The 20,041-nt window shown below is 52.7% G+C and carries 20 protein-coding genes; 1 reads left to right on the top strand and 19 read right to left on the bottom strand.

Annotation, left to right across the window (positions count from 1 at the left end; genetic code table 11):
- From yycF to B4113_RS15805, 12 genes are all read right to left on the bottom strand, one after another.
- Nucleotides 1–714 (bottom strand): response regulator YycF, encoded by a 714-nt coding sequence (gene yycF / locus B4113_RS15860; RefSeq protein WP_061912659.1) that lies wholly within the window; start codon nucleotides 712–714, stop codon nucleotides 1–3.
- A gap of 195 nt (nucleotides 715–909) precedes the next feature.
- Nucleotides 910–2,196 (bottom strand): adenylosuccinate synthase, encoded by a 1,287-nt coding sequence (locus tag B4113_RS15855; RefSeq protein WP_033017903.1) that lies wholly within the window; start codon nucleotides 2,194–2,196, stop codon nucleotides 910–912.
- Nucleotides 2,197–2,385: 189 nt separating this feature from the next.
- Nucleotides 2,386–3,750, bottom strand: coding sequence for a replicative DNA helicase (dnaB, locus tag B4113_RS15850; RefSeq protein ID WP_033844731.1), 1,365 nt, complete (start codon nucleotides 3,748–3,750; stop codon nucleotides 2,386–2,388).
- Between the two features lie 105 nt (nucleotides 3,751–3,855).
- On the bottom strand, nucleotides 3,856–4,305 hold the full coding sequence (gene rplI / locus B4113_RS15845; RefSeq protein WP_033842777.1) for a 50S ribosomal protein L9: 450 nt from the start codon (nucleotides 4,303–4,305) through the stop codon (nucleotides 3,856–3,858).
- The gene (locus B4113_RS15840) at nucleotides 4,302–6,275 is read right to left on the bottom strand and encodes a DHH family phosphoesterase (protein ID WP_033842774.1); all 1,974 of its coding nucleotides are present in this window, start codon (nucleotides 6,273–6,275) and stop codon (nucleotides 4,302–4,304) included. Before B4113_RS15840 ends, rplI begins: the two co-directional genes overlap by 4 nt.
- A 47-nt stretch (nucleotides 6,276–6,322) precedes the next feature.
- Nucleotides 6,323–7,249, bottom strand: a complete 927-nt coding sequence (locus tag B4113_RS15835) for a YybS family protein (protein WP_033842773.1) — start codon at nucleotides 7,247–7,249, stop codon at nucleotides 6,323–6,325.
- Between the two features lie 68 nt (nucleotides 7,250–7,317).
- Complete coding sequence (gene rpsR / locus B4113_RS15830; protein WP_008880812.1) at nucleotides 7,318–7,554, bottom strand: 30S ribosomal protein S18; 237 nt, start codon at nucleotides 7,552–7,554, stop codon at nucleotides 7,318–7,320.
- Between the two features lie 336 nt (nucleotides 7,555–7,890).
- A complete protein-coding gene (gene ssb / locus B4113_RS15825; protein ID WP_033017875.1) occupies nucleotides 7,891–8,385 on the bottom strand; it encodes a single-stranded DNA-binding protein in 495 nt (164 codons plus the stop codon).
- Nucleotides 8,386–8,414: 29 nt separating this feature from the next.
- Nucleotides 8,415–8,702, bottom strand: a complete 288-nt coding sequence (gene rpsF / locus B4113_RS15820) for a 30S ribosomal protein S6 (protein WP_033842772.1) — start codon at nucleotides 8,700–8,702, stop codon at nucleotides 8,415–8,417.
- A 196-nt stretch (nucleotides 8,703–8,898) separates the two neighbouring features.
- The gene (gene ychF / locus B4113_RS15815; RefSeq protein ID WP_033017873.1) at nucleotides 8,899–9,999 is read right to left on the bottom strand and encodes a redox-regulated ATPase YchF; all 1,101 of its coding nucleotides are present in this window, start codon (nucleotides 9,997–9,999) and stop codon (nucleotides 8,899–8,901) included.
- A 27-nt stretch (nucleotides 10,000–10,026) separates the two neighbouring features.
- The gene (locus tag B4113_RS15810) at nucleotides 10,027–10,224 is read right to left on the bottom strand and encodes a DUF951 domain-containing protein (RefSeq protein WP_033017872.1); all 198 of its coding nucleotides are present in this window, start codon (nucleotides 10,222–10,224) and stop codon (nucleotides 10,027–10,029) included.
- A gap of 18 nt (nucleotides 10,225–10,242) precedes the next feature.
- Entirely contained in the window at nucleotides 10,243–11,124 is an 882-nt protein-coding gene (locus tag B4113_RS15805; RefSeq protein WP_033017900.1) for a mechanosensitive ion channel family protein, read from the bottom strand.
- A gap of 212 nt (nucleotides 11,125–11,336) precedes the next feature.
- On the opposite strand from B4113_RS15805, the gene yyaC reads away from it, so the two are divergent.
- On the top strand, nucleotides 11,337–11,960 hold the full coding sequence (gene yyaC, locus B4113_RS15800) for a spore protease YyaC (RefSeq protein WP_033017870.1): 624 nt from the start codon (nucleotides 11,337–11,339) through the stop codon (nucleotides 11,958–11,960).
- A gap of 394 nt (nucleotides 11,961–12,354) precedes the next feature.
- Here the strand turns inward: yyaC and B4113_RS15795 are convergent, their stop codons facing one another.
- From B4113_RS15795 to mnmE, 7 genes are all read right to left on the bottom strand, one after another.
- Entirely contained in the window at nucleotides 12,355–13,053 is a 699-nt protein-coding gene (locus B4113_RS15795; RefSeq protein WP_033842768.1) for a DUF554 domain-containing protein, read from the bottom strand.
- Between the two features lie 45 nt (nucleotides 13,054–13,098).
- The gene (locus tag B4113_RS15790; protein ID WP_033842767.1) at nucleotides 13,099–13,968 is read right to left on the bottom strand and encodes a ParB/RepB/Spo0J family partition protein; all 870 of its coding nucleotides are present in this window, start codon (nucleotides 13,966–13,968) and stop codon (nucleotides 13,099–13,101) included.
- Nucleotides 13,961–14,722, bottom strand: coding sequence for a ParA family protein (locus B4113_RS15785; protein ID WP_033017866.1), 762 nt, complete (start codon nucleotides 14,720–14,722; stop codon nucleotides 13,961–13,963). Before B4113_RS15785 ends, B4113_RS15790 begins: the two co-directional genes overlap by 8 nt.
- Nucleotides 14,723–14,848: 126 nt before the next feature.
- The gene (noc, locus tag B4113_RS15780; protein ID WP_033017865.1) at nucleotides 14,849–15,694 is read right to left on the bottom strand and encodes a nucleoid occlusion protein; all 846 of its coding nucleotides are present in this window, start codon (nucleotides 15,692–15,694) and stop codon (nucleotides 14,849–14,851) included.
- A gap of 135 nt (nucleotides 15,695–15,829) precedes the next feature.
- Nucleotides 15,830–16,546 carry a 16S rRNA (guanine(527)-N(7))-methyltransferase RsmG gene (gene rsmG, locus B4113_RS15775; protein ID WP_033844728.1) on the bottom strand — a complete coding sequence of 239 codons (717 nt, stop codon included), beginning with the start codon at nucleotides 16,544–16,546 and terminating at the stop codon, nucleotides 15,830–15,832.
- Nucleotides 16,547–16,568: 22 nt separating this feature from the next.
- Nucleotides 16,569–18,458, bottom strand: coding sequence for a tRNA uridine-5-carboxymethylaminomethyl(34) synthesis enzyme MnmG (gene mnmG, locus B4113_RS15770; protein ID WP_033017864.1), 1,890 nt, complete (start codon nucleotides 18,456–18,458; stop codon nucleotides 16,569–16,571).
- Nucleotides 18,459–18,474: 16 nt separating this feature from the next.
- The gene (gene mnmE, locus B4113_RS15765) at nucleotides 18,475–19,863 is read right to left on the bottom strand and encodes a tRNA uridine-5-carboxymethylaminomethyl(34) synthesis GTPase MnmE (protein WP_033017863.1); all 1,389 of its coding nucleotides are present in this window, start codon (nucleotides 19,861–19,863) and stop codon (nucleotides 18,475–18,477) included.
- Nucleotides 19,864–20,041: the final 178 nt, after the last annotated feature.

The following is a 20,041-nucleotide window of genomic DNA, read 5'->3' as shown; positions in this document are numbered from 1 at the left end:
TCATGACTCCTGTTCCGGGTTGCGCAAATAGTAACCGACCCCGCGGCGGGTGACGATCCAATTCGGGTGCGATGGATTGTCTTCAATTTTTTCCCGCAACCGCCTTACCGTCACATCGACCGTGCGCACATCGCCGTAATAGTCGTAACCCCAGACAGTTTGCAGCAGATGTTCGCGCGTCATGACTTGTCCAATGTGTCTGGCTAAATAGTGGAGAAGCTCAAATTCGCGATGGGTCAGTTCAATCGTTTCGCCCCGCTTCTGTACGGCATAGGCGTCCGGGCGAATGACGAGCGGGCCGATGGCAATTTCATTCGTTTCGCTTCCCTCTCCTTCTTGCGCGGCTGTTTGCGCATGGCGGCGCAAGTTCGCCTTCACCCGCGCGAGGAGCTCGCGTGTGCTGAACGGCTTGGTCACATAATCGTCCGCGCCGAGCTCCAACCCGAGCACTTTATCAATCTCGGAATCTTTCGCCGTCAGCATAATAATCGGCATGTCATATTTTTTCCGCACTTCGCGGCAGACTTCCATGCCGTCTTTTAACGGCAGCATAATATCCAATAAAATCAAGTCCGGCATCGTTTCTTCGACTTTTTGCAGCGCCTCTTCGCCGTCGTAGGCGCAAATGACTTCATATCCTTCTTTTTGTAAGTTAAATTGCAAAATATCGGCAATCGGTTTTTCATCGTCGACGACTAAAATGCGTTTTTCCATCTCGCACACATCCTTCCTTTTGCGATGGAATGCTATCATTACTAATTTACCATGTTATGACCATGAAATCATCCGTTGCCGGCTGCCATTTTGAGGAGTCGAGCGAAATTGCGCTGTCGTTTTGCCGCCCAATGACGAAACAGGCATAGACGCCATGCATCTATGCCTGTTTTTCCTATGGTCTGCTGCCGCTGTTTACGCGTAGACGCTGCGAACGACATTCGTTTGCGAGCGATCGGGACCGACGGAGAAAATCGAAAGCGGAATGCCGGTGAGCTGGGAAATGCGCTCGACATAATGGCGGGCGTTCGCCGGCAATTCATCAAGGCTTTTCACGCCGGTAATATCCTCTGTCCAACCAGGCAGCTCCTCATAAATTGGTTCGCATTCGGCCAACACTTTTAAGCTTGCAGGAAACTCTTCAAGCACTTGGCCGCGGTAACGATAGGCAACGCAAATTTTCAACGTTTCGATGCCGGTCAACACGTCGATCGAGTTGAGCGACAAGTCGGTAATGCCGCTCACCCGGCGGGCATGGCGGACGACGACGCTGTCAAACCAGCCGACGCGGCGCGGCCGACCGGTCGTCGTCCCGTACTCGCGGCCGACTTCGCGAATGCGATCGCCGATTTCATCGTGCAATTCCGTCGGAAACGGCCCGTCACCGACGCGCGTCGTGTACGCTTTTGCCACTCCAACGACATGTTTGATCTTCGTCGGGCCGACGCCAGCACCGATCGTCACCCCGCCGGCGACCGGGTTCGACGATGTGACAAACGGATAGGTGCCCTGGTCGATATCGAGCATGACACCTTGCGCCCCTTCAAACAAGACGCGGCGCCCTTCATCCAAGGCGTTGTTCAATACGACCGAGGTGTCGCAGACGTACGTAGCGATTTGTTGGCCGTACTCGTAGTATTGTTCGAAAATGTCTTCCAGCCGGAAGCCTTCCACTCCGTATACCTTTTCAAACAGCACGTTTTTCTCTTCCAAATTGCGAGCCAACTTTTCGGCAAACACCTCGCGGTCAAGCAAGTCAACGATACGGATGCCAACCCGGGCCGCTTTGTCCATGTATGCCGGCCCGATTCCTTTTTTCGTCGTGCCGATTTTGTTCGCGCCTTTCCGCTCTTCTTCCAGCTCGTCCAGCTTCAAGTGGTACGGCAAAATGACGTGGGCGCGGTTGCTGATGCGCAAGTTGTCGGTCGCAACACCGCGCTCGTGCAAGTACGAAAGCTCGGCGACGAGCGCCTTCGGGTCGACGACCATCCCGTTGCCGATGACACAAATTTTATCTTTATAGAAAATGCCCGATGGGATCAAATGCAGCTTATACTTCTCTCCATTGAACACGATCGTGTGCCCGGCGTTGTTTCCCCCTTGGTATCGGGCAATGACCTCTGCGTTTTCCGATAAAAAATCCGTAATTTTTCCTTTCCCTTCATCGCCCCATTGCGTGCCGACAACAACGACTGACGACATGGCGAGCACCTCCAGTTTTCCTCGGTCTGAACATTGTCAGTGTATCAGTTTTCAGCCGCAAAGTCAATGAAACACGAACATTCAAAACATCCTTATCTTGTTTTATTCGTCAATGATTCACTGGAGGCATCGACAAGGCGACGTTGCGCAGGCACGGCAGCATCAGAGGCAACCGCCGGCTGCACACCGTTACGCTCCGGGCGGAATGTGCGCCTCATCGAAGCGGCGTTCTAAGTTGACAAATTTGTTGTACTCTTTAATAAAGGCGAGCTGCACCGTTCCGACTGGACCGTTCCGCTGTTTGGCGATGATGATTTCAATGATGTTTTTATGCTCTGAATCTTTGTTATAGTAGTCGTCGCGGTACAAAAAGGCGACAATATCCGCATCCTGCTCAATGCTTCCCGATTCGCGAATATCGGACATCATCGGCCGCTTATCTTGGCGCTGCTCTACGCTCCGCGACAGCTGCGACAAGGCGATGATCGGCACCTCAAGTTCACGGGCGAGCGCCTTTAACGAACGGGAAATTTCCGATACTTCCTGTTGGCGGTTTTCCCGATTGCGTCCGCTTCCTTGAATGAGCTGCAAATAGTCAATGACAATCATGCCAAGGCCGCTTTCTTGTTTCAGTCGACGGCATTTGGCGCGAATGTCGCTGACGCGGATGCTCGGCGTATCGTCGATGTAAATGCCGGCATTGGATAAGCTGCCCATCGCCATCGTCAACTTGCCCCAATCTTCCGGCGTCAGCTTGCCCGTGCGCAAGCTTTGTGCGTTGATGTTGCCTTCGGCGCAAAGCATCCGCATCACAAGCTGCTGGGCGCTCATTTCCAAGCTGAAAATCGCCACGTTTTCGTTTGTTTTTGTTGCGACATTTTGCGCGATATTCAAGGCAAACGCGGTTTTTCCGACTGACGGCCGGGCAGCGACGATAATCAAATCGCTGCGCTGAAAACCGGACGTCATCCGGTCCAGTTCGGTAAACCCCGTCGGGATGCCGGTGATATCCCCGTTCCGATTGTGGAGCATTTCAATATTGTCATAGGTCTGAACGAGAATATCGCGAATCGTTTTAAAACCACCGGAATGTTTCCGTTGGGAAACTTCCATAATTTTTCGTTCCGCCTCGTCGAGCAGGATGTCAATCTCATCTTCGCGGGTGTATCCGTCTTGGGCGATCGATGTCGCCGTGCGGATGAGGCGGCGAAGCACCGATTTCTCTTCAACAATGCGGGCGTAATATTCGACGTTGGCCGCCGTCGGCACCGAATCCGCCAGCTCGCTTAAATACGAAACGCCGCCCACTTCCTCAAGCTGCTCGGAGGCGGCGAGTTCCGCCGTCACCGTCACTAAATCAACCGGCTCGCCTTTATCGGCCACCCGGAGCATGGCATGAAAAATTTTTTGGTGTGCCGCACGGTAAAAATCTTCGGGAATCAATCGTTCGGAGGCGAGCGTCAGTGCGGTAGGATCCAAAAATACGGCGCCAAGCACAGCCTGCTCGGCTTCGATGCTTTGCGGAGGAATTCGTTCGGAAAACAGTTCGCTCATCGGTTTCACCACCTTTTCCCCCGTGTTTTTCATTCCACGCCAAACCTTCAAAGCTGAGAAGCAAGGAACCCCGCCGCAGCGGGCGGGGGCATCCGACAACAGCTGTTATTTTTGCTCGGTGACGTGCACTTTCAACGTGGCTGTCACTTCCGGATGAAGCCTTACTGGCACATTCGTATAACCGAGGGAACGAATGGCGTCAGCAAGTTCCATTTTTCGCTTATCAAGCTTTACGCCATGTTGATCGTAAAGCGCCTCGACGATCTGTTTGCTTGTGATCGAGCCAAATAAGCGGCCGCCCTCGCCCGCTTTCGCCGCGATTTCCACCGTCAGTTTTTCGAGCGTTTCTTTCAGTTTTTTGGCATTGGCCAGCTCTTCCGCAGCTTGGCGACGCTCTTTTTGCTTTTGTGCTTCGAGCGCTTTAATATTGGCCGGGGTCGCTTCAATAGCGAGCCCTTGTTTGAACAAAAAGTTGTTCGCATAACCGTCAGCTACGTCTTTGATTTCGCCTTTTTTCCCTTTTCCTTTCACATCTTTTAGAAAAATGACTTTCATGATGGCTTCCCCCCCTCAAAATAGTCATGAATCGCCTCACGCAGCTGCCGCTCCGCCTCTTCGACCGTCACATCAGACAGCTGGGCGGCAGCGTTCGTTAAATGCCCGCCTCCGCCGAGCCGCTCCATGATCAATTGCACATTGACATCGCCAAGCGAGCGGGCGCTGATGCCGACCGTTCCATCCGCCCGCTTGGAAATGACGAACGAAGCGACGACACCGCTCAATGTCAGGAGCGTATCAGCCGTTTGCGCGATCAACACTTGATCGTGCACCTCATGTTCGTCCCCACTGGCAATGGCAATGCCGCGCTCATCGATGGCGGCCCGTTCAATCAGTTTGGCGCGTTTGACGTAATTGGCGATGCTTTCCCGCAGCAGCTTTTGCACGAGCACCGTGTCTGCTCCTTGGGAGCGCAAGTACGAGGCCGCGTCAAACGTCCGCGAGCCGGTACGGAGCGTAAAGCTTTTTGTATCGACAACAATGCCGGCAAGCAAAGCGGTAGCTTCCAACATCGACAACTTCATGCGCCGCGGTTGATACTCCAAGAGTTCGGTAACGAGCTCGGACGTTGAGGAAGCGTATGGCTCCATATAGACGAGCAGCGGCGCCTCGATAAACTCTTCCCCGCGGCGATGGTGGTCAATGATGACAATGTGGTCGGTGCGGTACAGCAACCGCTCCTCAATGACAAGCGACGGCCGATGGGTATCCACGACAATGAGCAGCGTATCATCTGTCACCAACTCGAGCGCCTGCTCCGGCTTCAAGCACCTTGACCATAAATCGGCCTGCTTTTTCATTTCCTCGAGCAGCCGCTGCACCCCAGCATCCGTTTTCGCCGGGTCAATGACGATAAATCCTTCCTTTTGGTTCGATTGAACGACTTTTAAAATGCCGATGGCCGCCCCAAGCGCGTCCATATCCGGATACTTGTGGCCCATGATGAGCACTTTGTCGCTTGCAACGATCAATTCGCGAAGCGCATGGGAGATGACGCGGGCGCGGACGCGCGTCCGTTTTTCCATCGGATTCGTTTTGCCGCCGTAAAATTTCACTTTCCCGGTTCCTTGCTTAATCGCCACTTGGTCGCCGCCGCGCCCAAGCGCCAAATCGAGGCTTGATTGCGCGAGCGCGCCAAGTTCAGGAAGCGGAGACACACCGGCGCCGATGCCGATGCTCAGCGTCAGCTGAACATGATGCTTCGCCGTCTGTTCTCTCACTTCATCAAGGATGGAAAATTTGCTTTTTTCCAATCGGCTCAAGATCTGCTCATTCAACACCGCAATAAACCGGTCGGACGATGTCCGCTTTAAAAAGATGCCATAATCATTGGCCCACCGATTCAGCACAGAAGTGACAAGGCTGTTCAGTTGGCTTTTCGCTTGATCGTCCATCCCTTGCGTAATTTCATCATAATTGTCGAGAAAAATAATGGCGAGCACCAAGCGTTCCGCCTCGTATTTTTGCTTCAATTCCATATGCTCGGTGACGTCAAAAAAGTAAAGAAGCCGTTCAGAGCGGCGAATGAGCACCTTGAGCCGCTTTCCATGAAACTCAAAGATCTCTTCGTCCGTTTTTCCTCTTTTGACGAAAGCGGCCAACGGCTCGGACAGTTCAGCGAGAGAGCGGCCGACTAACGTCTGCTCTTTGAAGCAGGCGGCCAGAAAGCGATTGGACCATTCGATCTCGCCGTCTTCACTCACAAGCATAATGCCGACCGGCATTTGCATGAGCGCTTCTTCCCCGACCTTTTTAACGCGGTGCGATAAATTGGAAATATAATGTTCCAGCTCTTGATACAAAGAGCGCTGCGACCAGATGACGCTGTACAGGACGAATCCAATGCCGAGAAGGGCGACCAGCCCGATCAGCCATTGGAAATAAAACAGGCCAATCGCCATTAGCACCGCCATGGCGGCCAACGCATAAAGCGGATAGCGATACGCTTTCCTTTCATAAAAATGCATTCAAGTCAGCTCCTACTTCGGAAGAAATGACTCACCTTATCCAATTATCATATGCGGCGGCGCAAATCAAATCCTAAATCAATTATACCGAATATCGCCACAAGATAAAGTAGAAAAGGCAGGAATAAGCAAAGGACCGTCCCCGCTACCACCACGCCTTTGGCGATTCCTTTTTTGTAGGCAACAGCGTACAAAAACGAAAAACCTTGCACGATCATGGCTAGGTGTAACACATACGATACATTTAGCACCGCCATATAGGCAAACGATCCTTCTTCCAGCGGAAACAAGGAGAGAAGGAGGACGACAACATAAATCCATAGCACGCTTTTGGGCCACGTCAACTCACGAAACGGCGGCCATGAACCGACCGGCAGCTTTAGCCTTTTCATCACTGGCAGCGAAACGATGATCGTCACATACGAAAGCGCCAACGCCGCGATGACAAACAGCGTCGGAATCATATAGCCGATCAGCTTCAGTCCTTGTTCGATCTGCCTTTGCATCTCCAAAGATGGCGCTTGCCCCATCCCTTCCATGAGACGCATCGCGGTGTCAAACGATTCACGCACGAGCGCAAGCGTATCTTGGATCAGATCGACGTGCAAAAACTGAATCGAGATGATGTAATCAAGGACGATATTGAGCAAAAATACAAACGTACCGACAAGAAGAACAACGTATCGGTTTCTCTGTTTGGAAAGCAGCGCGCCAACCGCGATGCCAAACGTGCCGAATATCAACGCCATCGGCAGCGCCAGAAGCGAACCGATCAAACCGGAGACGACAAGAGCCGCCGCCAGCAGCAACATAGCAGGAATCCATCCGTGGCGCATCGTGAACACCATAAACGGAAGCGCCAAAAACAGAGTAGCAACGATCCCGATGACCGGCACGTACAGCGCAAGCAAAAACAAAACGGCAAACAGCGCAAGCTCGATCGCCGCCTCGGTGAGAACATGCGTGTTTCGCAAGGAATGTTCCCCTTTCTTGACCAGATATAAAAAAAGCAGTAAGGTTCCCCTTACTGCCCTTTTCCGGCTCATTCATCCGCAACGTACGGCAAGAGCGCCATTTGACGCGCGCGCTTGATCGCTACCGTCAGTTTGCGTTGATATTTTGCGCTCGTTCCCGTTACGCGGCGCGGCAAAATTTTTCCGCGTTCAGAGATGAATTTTTTCAGCAAATCGACATCTTTGTAGTCGATATGCGTAATGTTATTCGCCGTGAAGTAGCATACTTTGCGGCGTTTGCCGCGTCCGCCTTTCCGTCCTGCCATTTTTGTTTCCTCCTTTCTTTCTTCGCTTTCCGGACCGCCGCCCGCCCATGCGATCAGCGCTCTTCCCATTTTTCGGGCGGAGGACGGTGTTTTCAGACGATGAACTGCCCGCCACCTACGCTTCGCTTAGAGGTGGAGGCTTCCAGCGACTTGGGCGTGTTCGCCAAACTAAGCCACACCCAAGTCCCCTTTACGCCTTCCTTCGCTCCAAAGGCGTCCGTTCAAACAATCGATGACCACATCCGTCGGCGATCGCCGACATTCCTCTTCCACCTACTCATTTGGCTTTGCCCTGTGCACATTCCTTGAGGTGGGAGACTTCTGTCAGAAATGACGTTAAAACGGCAAATCGTCATCGGAAATATCAATCGGTTGACCGTCATCGGCAAAAGGATCTTCATCGATGCGGCCCGCCTGTTTGTCGTTCGGATATCGGTGGTTCTGATCTTGTCCGAATGGGAATGGATCCCCATAGTAGCCGCCTGCTGCTGCCCCTCGCTGCTCGCTCACGCCTTTGGGCTCTAAAAATTGGACGCTGTCAGCCACCACTTCCGTGACATAGACGCGCCGGCCTTCTTGATTTTCATAGCTGCGGGTCTGCAGCCGGCCATCGACTCCAGCCAAACTCCCCTTTTTGAGGAAATTCGCCACATTTTCCGCTTGGCGGCGCCAAACGACGCATTGAATAAAATCCGTTTCCCGTTCGCCTTGCTGGTTTGTAAACGGCCGGTTGACGGCAAGCGTGAACGTGGCAACAGCCACTCCGCTTGGAGTGTAGCGCAACTCCGGATCTTTCGTTAACCTGCCGACTAAAATGACGCGGTTAATCATCAGAACCACCTCTTGCCATAAAGAAAAAATTATTCGTCTTCCTTGACGACGATATGACGGATAATGTCTTCGCTGATGCGCGCTAAACGGTCAAATTCCTGCACCGCTTTCGGCTCCGCTGTGACGTTGATGATCATGTAATAGCCATCGCGGTATTTTTGAATTTCATAAGCTAAGCGACGCTTACCCCAATCCGTCACGTTTGTAATCTCCGCGCCGTTTTCTTTCAACACGTTGTTGAACCGTTCCACGAGAGCTTGTCTCGCCTCATCGTCCATGTTCGGGCGGATGATGTACATAATTTCGTATTTTCTCACGCTCGTCACCTCCTTTTGGTCTGAACGGCCCTTCCGCTGAAGGGCAAGGAGCAATGAACATTACTCACATTTATTGATTATACCATGATGGACAACGATAAGCAAGGCAGTTTGCCGCATTTGCGCGGCACAAACATTTGCCATCCTTATTTCGGTTGAACTAGCGGCCTTGCTTCTTTCGGGGGAATGCGAAACGCTAGACGTTGAATCGGAAATGAATAATGTCGCCGTCTTGCACTTCATAGTCTTTTCCTTCAAGCCGCACCTTGCCCGCCTCGCGCGCTGCCGCCATGGAACCGGCAGCGACTAAGTCATCGTATGAAACCGTCTCGGCGCGGATGAAGCCGCGCTCAAAATCGGAATGGATGATGCCCGCGCATTGCGGCGCTTTCATCCCTTTTCGAAACGTCCACGCCCGCACTTCCTGTTCACCGGCAGTGAAAAACGTCGCCAGCCCAAGCAAACTGTAAGAAGCGCGAATCAGCTGGTCAAGGCCGGACTGCTCAATGCCGAGCTCCCGCAAAAACTGCTGCTTTTCTTCCTCGCTGAACTCGGCAATTTCCTCTTCAATTTTGGCGCAGACGACGATCACTTCCGCGTTGTCGCGCTTCGCAAACTCGCGCACGTCCTTGACAAACGGATTGCCGTCAGGATCGGCGACGTCTTCCTCGCCAACATTGGCGACATACAGCATCGGTTTGATCGTCAACAAGTGCAGCTGCTTGACGACTTTCATCTCTTCCTCAGAGAATTCGAGTGTGCGCGCCGGTTTGCCGGCTTCGAGCGTTTCTTTCAATCGCAGCAAAATCCCGTGCTCAAACGCCGCCTCTTTATCTTTTTGCTTGGCGATTTTGCCGACCCGCTCGATTCGTTTGTCAACCGTCTCTAAATCGGCCAACACAAGCTCCAAATTGATCGTTTCGATATCGGCGAGCGGATCGACTTGGCCGGCCACGTGCGTAATGTTTTCATCGCTGAAACAGCGCACGACTTGGCAAATGGCATCGACTTGGCGGATATGGGACAAAAACTTATTGCCAAGCCCTTCTCCTTTGCTTGCCCCTTTGACAATGCCCGCAATATCCGTGAATTCAAACACGGTCGGCACCGTCCGCTTCGGCTGAAACATGTCAGTTAATACTCGAAGCCGCTCATCGGGCACTTCAACCACCCCAACGTTTGGCTCAATCGTACAAAACGGATAGTTCGCCGACTCGGCTCCGGCTTTCGTAATGGCGTTAAACAACGTCGATTTGCCGACGTTGGGCAAACCGACGATTCCTGCTGTCAATCCCATGGATTCCACTCCTCTTTTCCCGTTCGGTTATTCTTCATGCTTGACAAGCACTTTTTTCATTTTGCGGACAAATTCCTTCCGCGGCAGCAACACACTGTGAGCGCAGCCCTCACATTTAATGCGAATGTCAGCGCCTAGACGAATCACTTTCCATCGGTTCGTCCCGCACGGATGCGGTTTTTTCATTTCCACGATATCATAAAGACCAAATTCTTTTTCTTCCATCTGTCCACCTCCTCGCGATCACAGCTGTTGTTTTTGCGGCTTGGCGTCCAGCTGTTCCTCCCCGCCGCGGCGATGCAGCACAAGCCGAGGATACGGAATATCAATGCCGCGTTCATCAAGAAGCTTTTTGACTTCTTTGCGAATCGCGCGAGCCACCGCTACATGACGCATCGGCTTCGTTTCGCACGTAATGCGGAGGACCACTTCCGCCCCGGTGACGTTTTGCACGCCGAGCAACTCCGGTGCGGCGGCCATATCTTCGTATTTCTCCGGCAGCTGCGGAAGAAGCTCGCGGATCGCTTGTTCCGCCTCTTCAATATCTTCTTCATAGGCAATGCTGACGTCGACAACAGCCAAGCTGTTATGCAACGAAAAGTTCGTCACTTCGATAATGCTGCCGTTGGGCAAAATGTGCACTTCTCCCGTCCAGCTTTTAATTTTTGTCACCCGCAACCCGATTTCTTCCACGTATCCTTCAAAGTTGCCGATGCGCACATAGTCACCGACAGCAAACTGATCCTCAAAAATAATGAAAAATCCGGTAATGACATCTTTGACTAAGCTTTGCGCCCCGAAGCCGACCGCTAATCCAACGACCCCGGCCCCAGCAAGCAATCCTTTCACCGGAACACCAAATGTATCTAAAATCATTAAGAGCGCCATAAAATATAGTACGTACGTAATGACATTGTCGAGCAGGCGAACAAGCGTCGCCTCCCTCCGTTCGGAAATGCGGATCGGCGCCTTTTGCCGCACGCGAAACATATTATGGACAGCCACTTTTAACACTTTCACGGCCACGGCGCACACGAGGAAAATCAAAACGATCTTCAGCGCCCCTTTTCCTATCTCCAGCCACAGCGTTTCATCAGTCAAAAACGCCAACAGTTCATCGACCATTTTCTCGATCGCTTTCAACGTTGACAACACCTCGATCTTCTTCGTTCTGCGCTTTTTATTTTAACAAGACAGGCCATCGATGGGTAGCCCGATGTTTTCGCCATCCGCATCACTCGCGAACAAGAGCGGGAAAATAGGGGAAGAAACGTATATCATTCTTTTATTTTCCGTATACTGTTAATACTTTTGGATGGAAAGTAGGAGTGAAAGGAATGAGCATACCATCGATTTTTTTCTCTTCCAAGGAGGAAAGAGACCGCATTTTTTACGATGAGCCAGGGGCGGTATCATTGATCGCTTGGCGGATCGCCGCGCTGCTTCCGGATCCGCTCGTCCAGCCGGTCGCCATCGTTTGCATCGGCACCGATCGATCGACGGGCGATTCGCTCGGACCGTTAGTGGGCACGATGTTGAAAGAAAAGCCGTTATCCCGCTTTCATGTATACGGAACACTCGAGGAGCCGATTCACGCCGTCAATCTTGAGGAAAAAGTGGAGGCGATTCGACTGACTCACGATGAACCGTTCATGATCGCGGTGGACGCCTGCCTTGGTCGGTTGAAAAGCGTCGGCGCCATCACCGTTGCCAAAGGGCCGGTTCGCCCCGGGGCTGGAGTCAATAAACAGCTGCTTCCCGTCGGGGACGCCCATATTGCCGGGGTGGTCAATGTCAGCGGATTTATGGAATTTTTTGTCCTGCAAAATACGCGCCTTCACTTGGTCATGAACATGGCCAAAACCATTGCCAACAGCATTTACGAAGCAGAACGGTTCGTCGTTCGCAAGGAGCGGCTTGGCGCCCCTCCGCTTTCGAAAGATCGGCGGTCGTTGTGGTAAAAAAACGGTTCGGCTGTTGGAGCCCGTGCACCGCTTCGCCTAAAAGGTTGGTGAAAAATCGCTGTTTGCCTTGACCGATAGTGGAACGCGCAAACATAGAGGCTGAGGCAACAAGTCGCTTCCACTTGAGAAACGATTTGGGAAAGCGGTTGCGCGCGTCAATCACCAGCCTCCTAAAAGTCCGGTGAAAAACCGCTGATTCCCTTCATCAATGGGAAAGCGCGTGAAAAGCAGGACCGATACAACAAGGTGTTTCTCGTTGAGAAATGAGATGGCAAAGCCGTATTCACGAATGAATCACCGGACTCCTCATGATTGGCGATGGCGGACGGCCAATCCCCCTCTTTCTCAGTCTCAGCTGTTGAAAGAGGGGGGCACGCGGCTTGCCGTCCCACTACCAGAACGAAAGAAGAAAAACAGCGCCTGCCGTGACAACAATGCTCGGCAGCAAATTCGCCACACGAATGTTCGTTACCCCGAGCATATTGAGACCGATCGCCATAATCAAAATCCCTCCGGTCGCTGTCGACTCGGCGATAAAGGAATCGAGCACGCTCTTTGGCACAAACCGCTCGATTTGCGTCGCCAATAACGCGATGCTGCCCTCGTAAACCATCACCGGCAGCGCGGAAAATATGACACCGATGCCAAGCGTCGTCGTCAAAATGACGCTGGCGAACCCATCCAAAATCGATTTCGTGTAGAGGACGCTATGGTCGCCGCGCAGCCCGCTGTCCAGCGCCCCGACAATGGCCATCGCGCCGATGACAAACAATAACGTCGCGCTCACAAATCCTTGGGCGATGCTATCCCCGTTCCCGCCCACTTTTTTCTCGAGCCATCGGCCGAGCCGGTTCAGCTTTTCCTCCCAGTCCCACCACTCTCCGAGAATGCCGCCAAATACAAGGCTAATGATGACAACAAGAACCTGCTCGCTTTTCATCCCCATCTGCACGCCAAGAAGCGCCACAGCAAGTCCGATTCCTCCCATCACCGTTTCTTTGACGCGGTCGGAGATGCGGCGAAACGCCTTGCCGATCAATGCTCCAGCTACAATGCTCAGCCCATTGACGATCGTTCCTAGCAATACCATGATGAACCACTCTTTCCAACCAATTGAACATCCTCGATCATCGGCCTACTCATCAAACCGCACATCGAGCAGTTCTAATATTCTCTCTAAATCTTCCGGAGAAAAAAATTCAATTTCGATTTTTCCGCGTTTTTTCGTTTGTTTAATGGTGACGTTCGTTCCGAATTTTTCGCGCAGCAACGCTTCGCTTTCGCGAAGAAACACGCTTTTTTCTTGCTTTTTTCGCTTCAATGTTTCACGTGGAACATCGGCATTGGCCTGCTGAATCAGCTTTTCCAGCTGACGGACGTTCAGTCCTTCGCGAATCACCCGTTCCACAATCGGTTTCATTTTGCTTTTTTGCTTCAGCCCCAAAAGCGCGCGGCCATGCCCCATCGAAAGAGTGCCATCGATGAGCAGTTTTTGCACATCGGAAGGGAGGGACAACAAACGCAAATGATTGGCGATGTGCGGGCGGCTTTTCCCGACGCGGCTGGCGACTTCCTCTTGGGTCAAGTGCAGCTTGTCCATCAACATTTTATACGCCATCGCTTCTTCGATCGGGTTCAAGTCTTCACGCTGCAAGTTTTCGAGAAGCGCAAACTCCATCATTTGCTCGTCGGTCAATTCGCGAACCACCACTGGCACTGACGACAAATTCGCCTCTTTTGCCGCCCGGTAGCGCCGTTCGCCGACAACGATTTCAAACCCTTTCAGTGCGCGGCGGACGATGAGCGGCTGCAAAATGCCATGCTGCAAAATCGATTGCTTCAGCTCCTCGATCGCCTCGGGTTGAAACGTTTTCCGCGGCTGGTACGGATTCGGCCGAAGATCGTGAATGCTGACTTCCCGCACAGTTTCTTCGTTTCCGTCCATTCCGTTGAGCGGGAAGTTGTCAAACAGCGCGCCGATGCCTTTGCCAAGCCCTCTAGCCACGTTCAAGCACCTCCTTCGCTAAATCCAAATACACTTCGGCCCCCCTCGACTTGACATCGTACAAAATAATCGGTTTGCCATGGCTTGGCGCCTCGCTCAACCGCACATTCCGCGGGATGATCGTCTCGTACACTTTTTCGCGGAAATACTTTTTGACTTCTTGAATGACCTGCAAACCTAGATTTGTCCTTGCATCAAGCATCGTCAACAGAACGCCTTCAAGGCGCAAATCGTAGTTTAAATGCCGCTGCACAAGCCGGATCGTATTGAGCAGCTGGCTGAGCCCTTCCAGCGCGTAATATTCGCATTGGACCGGGATAAGGACAGAATCGGCCGCCGTCAACGCATTCAGCGTCAGCAACCCGAGCGAAGGAGGACAGTCAATAATGATAAAGTCATACTTGTCTTTTAGCGGTGCGAGCGCGTTTCGCAACCGAATTTCGCGAGAGATAACGGAAACGAGCTCAATTTCCGCACCAGCCAGCTGGATCGTTGCTGGAATGACGTATAAATTTTCGATGTCTGTCGGCCGAATGACGTCTTTCGCCTTCATGTCACCGATGATGACGTTATAAATGCATTCGTCAACATCTCCCCGTTCAATGCCGATGCCGCTTGTCGCATTTCCTTGCGGATCGGCGTCAACCAACAGCACTTTTTTTCCGAGATGGGCGAGACAAGCTGACAAGTTGACCGCTGTCGTTGTTTTTCCGACGCCACCTTTCTGGTTTGCAATAGCAATGACTTTGCCCACGATGCCACCTACCTCTATCTCTTCCTCATAAACTTTATTTTATCATGAAAAAAGGAAAATGACTTTGTTTTCTGAAAGAAAAAACCCCATCAGCCGCGCGTGATGAGGCAAACGATGACCAGTTGATTATTTTTTGGCGATGCGAATCGTAATTTGATAGTAATCGTCCAATTCTTCCTCTTCCGATTGAACGGACACCCCGCTATTTTCCACCATCGAAAGCGACTGGCGAATCGTATTAATGGCGATGCGCATATCGCGGCTGAACGCCTTGCGCTTTGGCTTCGGCTTTTGTTCCCGCGCTTCAAGCAGCTTGACGACCCGGTCTTCCGTCTGCTTGACGTTCAGTTGCTTGTCGATGATTTCCTGCAGCAACTTCAGCTGTTTTTCTTTGTCTTTCAACGCAATTAGGGCGCGCGCATGACGCTCCGTAATCGCCCGCTGCAACAGCGCTTCTTGGACTTCCTGCGGAAGTTTGAGCAGACGCAGCTTGTTGGCAATCGTCGACTGCCCTTTGCCAAGCCGCTGGGCGAGCGCTTCTTGCGTCAAATCGTGCAGTTCGATGAGCCTGGCGTACGCCATCGCCTCTTCAATCGGTGTCAACTCTTCACGCTGCAAGTTTTCAATGAGGGCGACGGAGGCGGTTTCTTTGTCATTTAAGTTTTTGATGATCGCCGGGATTTCCGTCCAGCCGAGCTTTTGCACCGCCCTCCATCTCCGTTCGCCGGCGATGATTTCAAACTGTCCGTTTCCGCATTCGCGGACGACGATCGGCTGGATGATGCCGTGCGTGCGAATCGTCAACGCCAATTCATTGATTTTTTCTTCATCAAACATCGTGCGCGGCTGAAAGCGGTTCGGGATAATGCTTTCGACCGGAATGTGGCGAACTTCTTCCCTCTCTTGTTTTTCCCCCGCTTCTTCCAGCTCTCTCTCTCCAAAACTGAACAAGCGCGAAAATGGATGCTTCATCCCCCTACACCACCTTTGGACGTACTTAGCAAAACGCTCTCTTTGCCACCCGGCACGCGCGACCTTCTCCCTAGCTGTTTCCCCGTCATGAGACACGGGACGACGGAGCCGCCTTTGCGCCGTGTCCGCCGCCGGCTACTGAATGGGCTGCTTGCTCGGCGTTCCTGGCTTGCGCGGATATTGGACCGGCGTCTTTTTCGTTTTATGAATGAAAATAATGGTCCGCTCCCCCTCCGCAAACGGCAACGCGAACGTTTCCGCCGCCGCGACTTCCCCGCCGAGCACCGCGATCGCCTTTTTTCCCTCTTTCAATTCTTCAGGCGCCGAAGCAGCCTTCATGGCGATCAATGTGCCTCCAACTTTGACAAGCGGAAGACAAAGTTCGGCAAGCACCGGCATGCGCGCTACCGCCCTAGCCGTGACAACGTCAAACGATTCGCGCATTCCCTTTTGACGAGCGAACGTCTCGGCCCGATCATGATAGAGCGCCACTCCCTCAAGTTGCAGCGCGGCGACGAGATGGTCCAAAAAACGAATGCGCTTTTGCAACGAATCGACGATCGAAACGCGCAGATGCGGAAAGCAAATTTTGAGCGGAATGCTTGGAAACCCCGCTCCAGCGCCGACATCGCACAGCGAAAGCGGCGCGGAAAAATCGTAGTAAAAGGCGGGGGAAACCGAGTCAAAAAAATGTTTCACATAGACACCGGGCTTGTCTGTAATAGCGGTCAAATTCATTTTCTCGTTCCATTCGACGAGCAGTTCGTAATAGCGCTCAAACTGCGCAAGCGCTTGGGAAGAGAGGGAAATCCCCCTCTCTTCAAGCATGGCTTGAAATTGTGTCGCCTCCATAAGCCAATCCTTTCCCTCATGTTTATTCATTCGACACGCGCGCGATTCTTCCTTGTTCCAAATACACTAATAAGATCGAAATATCGGCCGGATTGACGCCGGAAATGCGCGACGCTTGGGCGATTGAGAGCGGGCGCACTTGTTTCAGTTTTTGCCGCGCTTCGGTCGCCAGACCTTGAATGGCGTCGTAGTCGATATCTTCCGGGATTTTTTTGTTTTCCATTTTTTTGAGCCGCTCGACTTCTTGCAGCGATTTTTGAATGTAACCTTCATATTTGATTTGAATTTCGACTTGTTCCGCCACTTCTTTAGCGATCTCTTCATCGGAAGGCGCCAGTTTTTGGATGTGCTCGTACGTCATCTCCGGACGCCTGAGCAAATCAGCGGCGCGAATCCCGTCTTTCAGCTCGCTTCCGCCCGCCTGGCGGATGACTTCCTGCACCTCTGGCGTCGGTTTCATGATGACCGTTTGCAGCCGTTTTTTCTCCCGTTCGATCGCCTCTTTTTTTGCCAAAAATGCTCGGTATCTCTCTTCGGAAATCAGGCCGATCCGATACCCGAGCTCAGTGAGGCGCAAATCGGCGTTGTCGTGGCGGAGCAACAGCCGGTATTCAGCGCGCGATGTGAGCAGGCGGTACGGCTCGTTTGTCCCTTTTGTCACCAAGTCGTCGATCAAGACGCCAATATAAGCGTCCGAACGGCTTAAAATGATTTCCTCGCGGCCGAGCGCGCGGTGGGCGGCGTTAATGCCGGCCATGATGCCTTGACCCGCCGCTTCTTCGTAGCCGGATGTGCCGTTAATTTGCCCGGCGGTGTACAAATTTTTCACCAGCTTTGTTTCCAACGTCGGCCAAAGCTGTGTCGGCACGATGGCATCGTACTCGATCGCATAGCCGGCCCGCATGAGCTGCGCTTTCTCGAGCCCTGGGATCGTCTCAAGCAGCTTGCGTTGGATATGTTCCGGCAAGCTTGTCGACAACCCTTGCACGTAGACTTCTTCCGTTTCCCGCCCTTCCGGTTCGAGGAAAATCTGGTGACGAGGCTTGTCGTGGAACCGAACGACTTTATCTTCGATCGACGGGCAATAGCGCGGCCCGGTTCCTTTGATCATGCCGGAGTACATCGGCGACAAATGCAAATTTTCATCAATGATGCGGTGCGTTTCCTCTGTCGTGTACGTCAGCCAGCACGGCAGCTGATCGGTGATGTAAGTTGTCGTCTCGTACGAAAACGCCCGCGGCTCTTCGTCTCCCGGCTGAATTTCTGTTTTGCTGTAGTCGATCGTCCGGCTGTTGACGCGCGGCGGCGTGCCCGTTTTGAAGCGGACGAGCTCGAACCCAAGCTCTTCTAAATGCTCGGACAGCTTGATCGACGGCTGCTGGTTGTTCGGTCCGCTTGAGTATTTAATGTCACCAATAATAATTTCTCCGCGCAAAAACGTCCCGGTTGTGATGACGACGGCCTTCGCGTAATAATGAGCGCCCGTTTGGGTGATGACGCCTTTGCAGACGCCGTCTTCAACGATGAGCCGCTCGACTTTCCCTTGCAGCAACGTCAAATTTTCCTGATTTTCGAGCGTTTTCTTCATTTCCCGCTGGTACAGCACTTTGTCAGCCTGGGCCCGCAGCGCGCGGACAGCCGGACCTTTGCCCGTGTTTAACATCCTCATCTGGATATACGTTTTGTCAATGTTTTTCGCCATTTCCCCGCCGAGAGCGTCGATTTCGCGCACGACGATCCCTTTCGCCGGGCCGCCGATCGACGGGTTGCACGGCATAAACGCAATCATATCGAGGTTGAGCGTAATGACGAGCGTTTTTGCCCCGATGCGCGCCGAAGCAAGCGCCGCTTCGCAGCCAGCATGGCCGGCGCCGATGACGATGACGTCATACGTTCCTCCGTGATACTCCATTTCGTTTCCTCCTTGCTTATTTTCCTAAACAAAATTGGGCAAACAGCTGATCAATCAAACTTTCGTTTACTGTATCGCCAACGATTTCGCCAAGCAGCTCCCACGCCCGGCGCAAATCGATTTGAACAAGATCGACCGGCATGCCGGCGTCAATGCCGGAAAGCGCATCATCGACCGCCTGCTTCGCTTGTTCAAGCAGCGCGATATGGCGGGAGTTTGATACATAGGTCAAGTCGCCCGCCTCAAGTTCGCCGCCGAAAAACAGATCGGCGATGGCTTTTTCCAATTCATCGATTCCCTGTTCATGAAGCAATGAAGCCGTCACGATCGGTCGGCCGGCCGCCAATTTCTCGACCCGTTCCATATCCATTCGTCTCGGCAAATCGGTTTTGTTGACGATGATGATCGCGTCCATCCCTTCAATCATCGCAAACAGCCGCTCATCCTCTTCCGTCAGCGGCTCATGGTTGTTCAGAACGAGCAAAACGAAATCAGCCCGCTTCAGCATTTGCCGCGAACGCTCAACACCGATTCGCTCCACGACATCTTCCGTTTCGCGAATGCCGGCCGTATCAATCAAGCGGAGCGGTACGCCGCGGACGTTGACATATTCTTCAATCACATCGCGCGTCGTCCCTGGAATGTCGGTAACGATCGCCCGGTTTTCATGGGCGAGCGCATTTAACAGCGATGATTTTCCGACGTTCGGCCGCCCGATAATGACCGTTGCCAAGCCTTCGCGCAAAATTTTCCCTTGATTGGCGGTCGACAGCAGCTTTTCAATCTGTCCGCGCACATATTGCGCCTTTTCTTTGAGCAGGCGCGGCGTCATCTCTTCGACATCATCGTATTCTGGATAGTCGATGTTGACTTCAACGTGCGCCAACGTTTCTAAAATGGTCTGCCGCAATTCGCCGATTAATTTCGACAACCGCCCTTCCATTTGCTGCAAAGCAACGTTCATGGCGCGATCCGTTTTGGCGCGGATCAAGTCGATGACTGCCTCCGCTTGGGATAAGTCGATGCGCCCGTTTAAAAACGCCCGCTTCGTAAACTCCCCCGGTTCAGCAAGGCGCGCCCCATTAACCAGCGCCAACCGCAGCACCCGGTTGACGGAAACAAACCCGCCATGGCAGTTAATCTCCACGACATCTTCACGGGTGAACGTCTTGGGGGCCCGCATCACCGACACCATCACCTCTTCAACGATTTGGCCGCTCTTCGGATCGACGATATGCCCATAATGGATCGTATGCGTCGGGACCTCTTTGAGCCGTTTCCCGCTCGGACTGCGAAAGAGCCGGTCGGCGATCTCCACCGCCTCATCGCCGCTCAATCGGACGATCGCGATCGCTCCTTCTCCCATCGGCGTCGAAATGGCGGCAATCGTATCAAATTCTGTCATGGCTCGTTCACCTCGCTTTTTCCCTGTCTTTTCTATATCCACAGCCCGTTTCCGCTGTCGCTTTCCGTGTGCATCGTTGCTCAGTTCAATTTTAACTTATCCACATGTGAATAACAATATGGCATGCTCATGTTGAAAAAAGACCATATGTGCGGCCGCGGTTTTGTTTCAAACCATC

It is taken from the genome of Geobacillus sp. B4113_201601, from assembly GCF_001587475.1.
Classification (GTDB): domain Bacteria; phylum Bacillota; class Bacilli; order Bacillales; family Anoxybacillaceae; genus Geobacillus; species Geobacillus icigianus.
The sequence above is the reverse complement of the archived record's forward strand: the minus strand, read 5'-3'. Positions and strand labels throughout refer to the sequence as shown.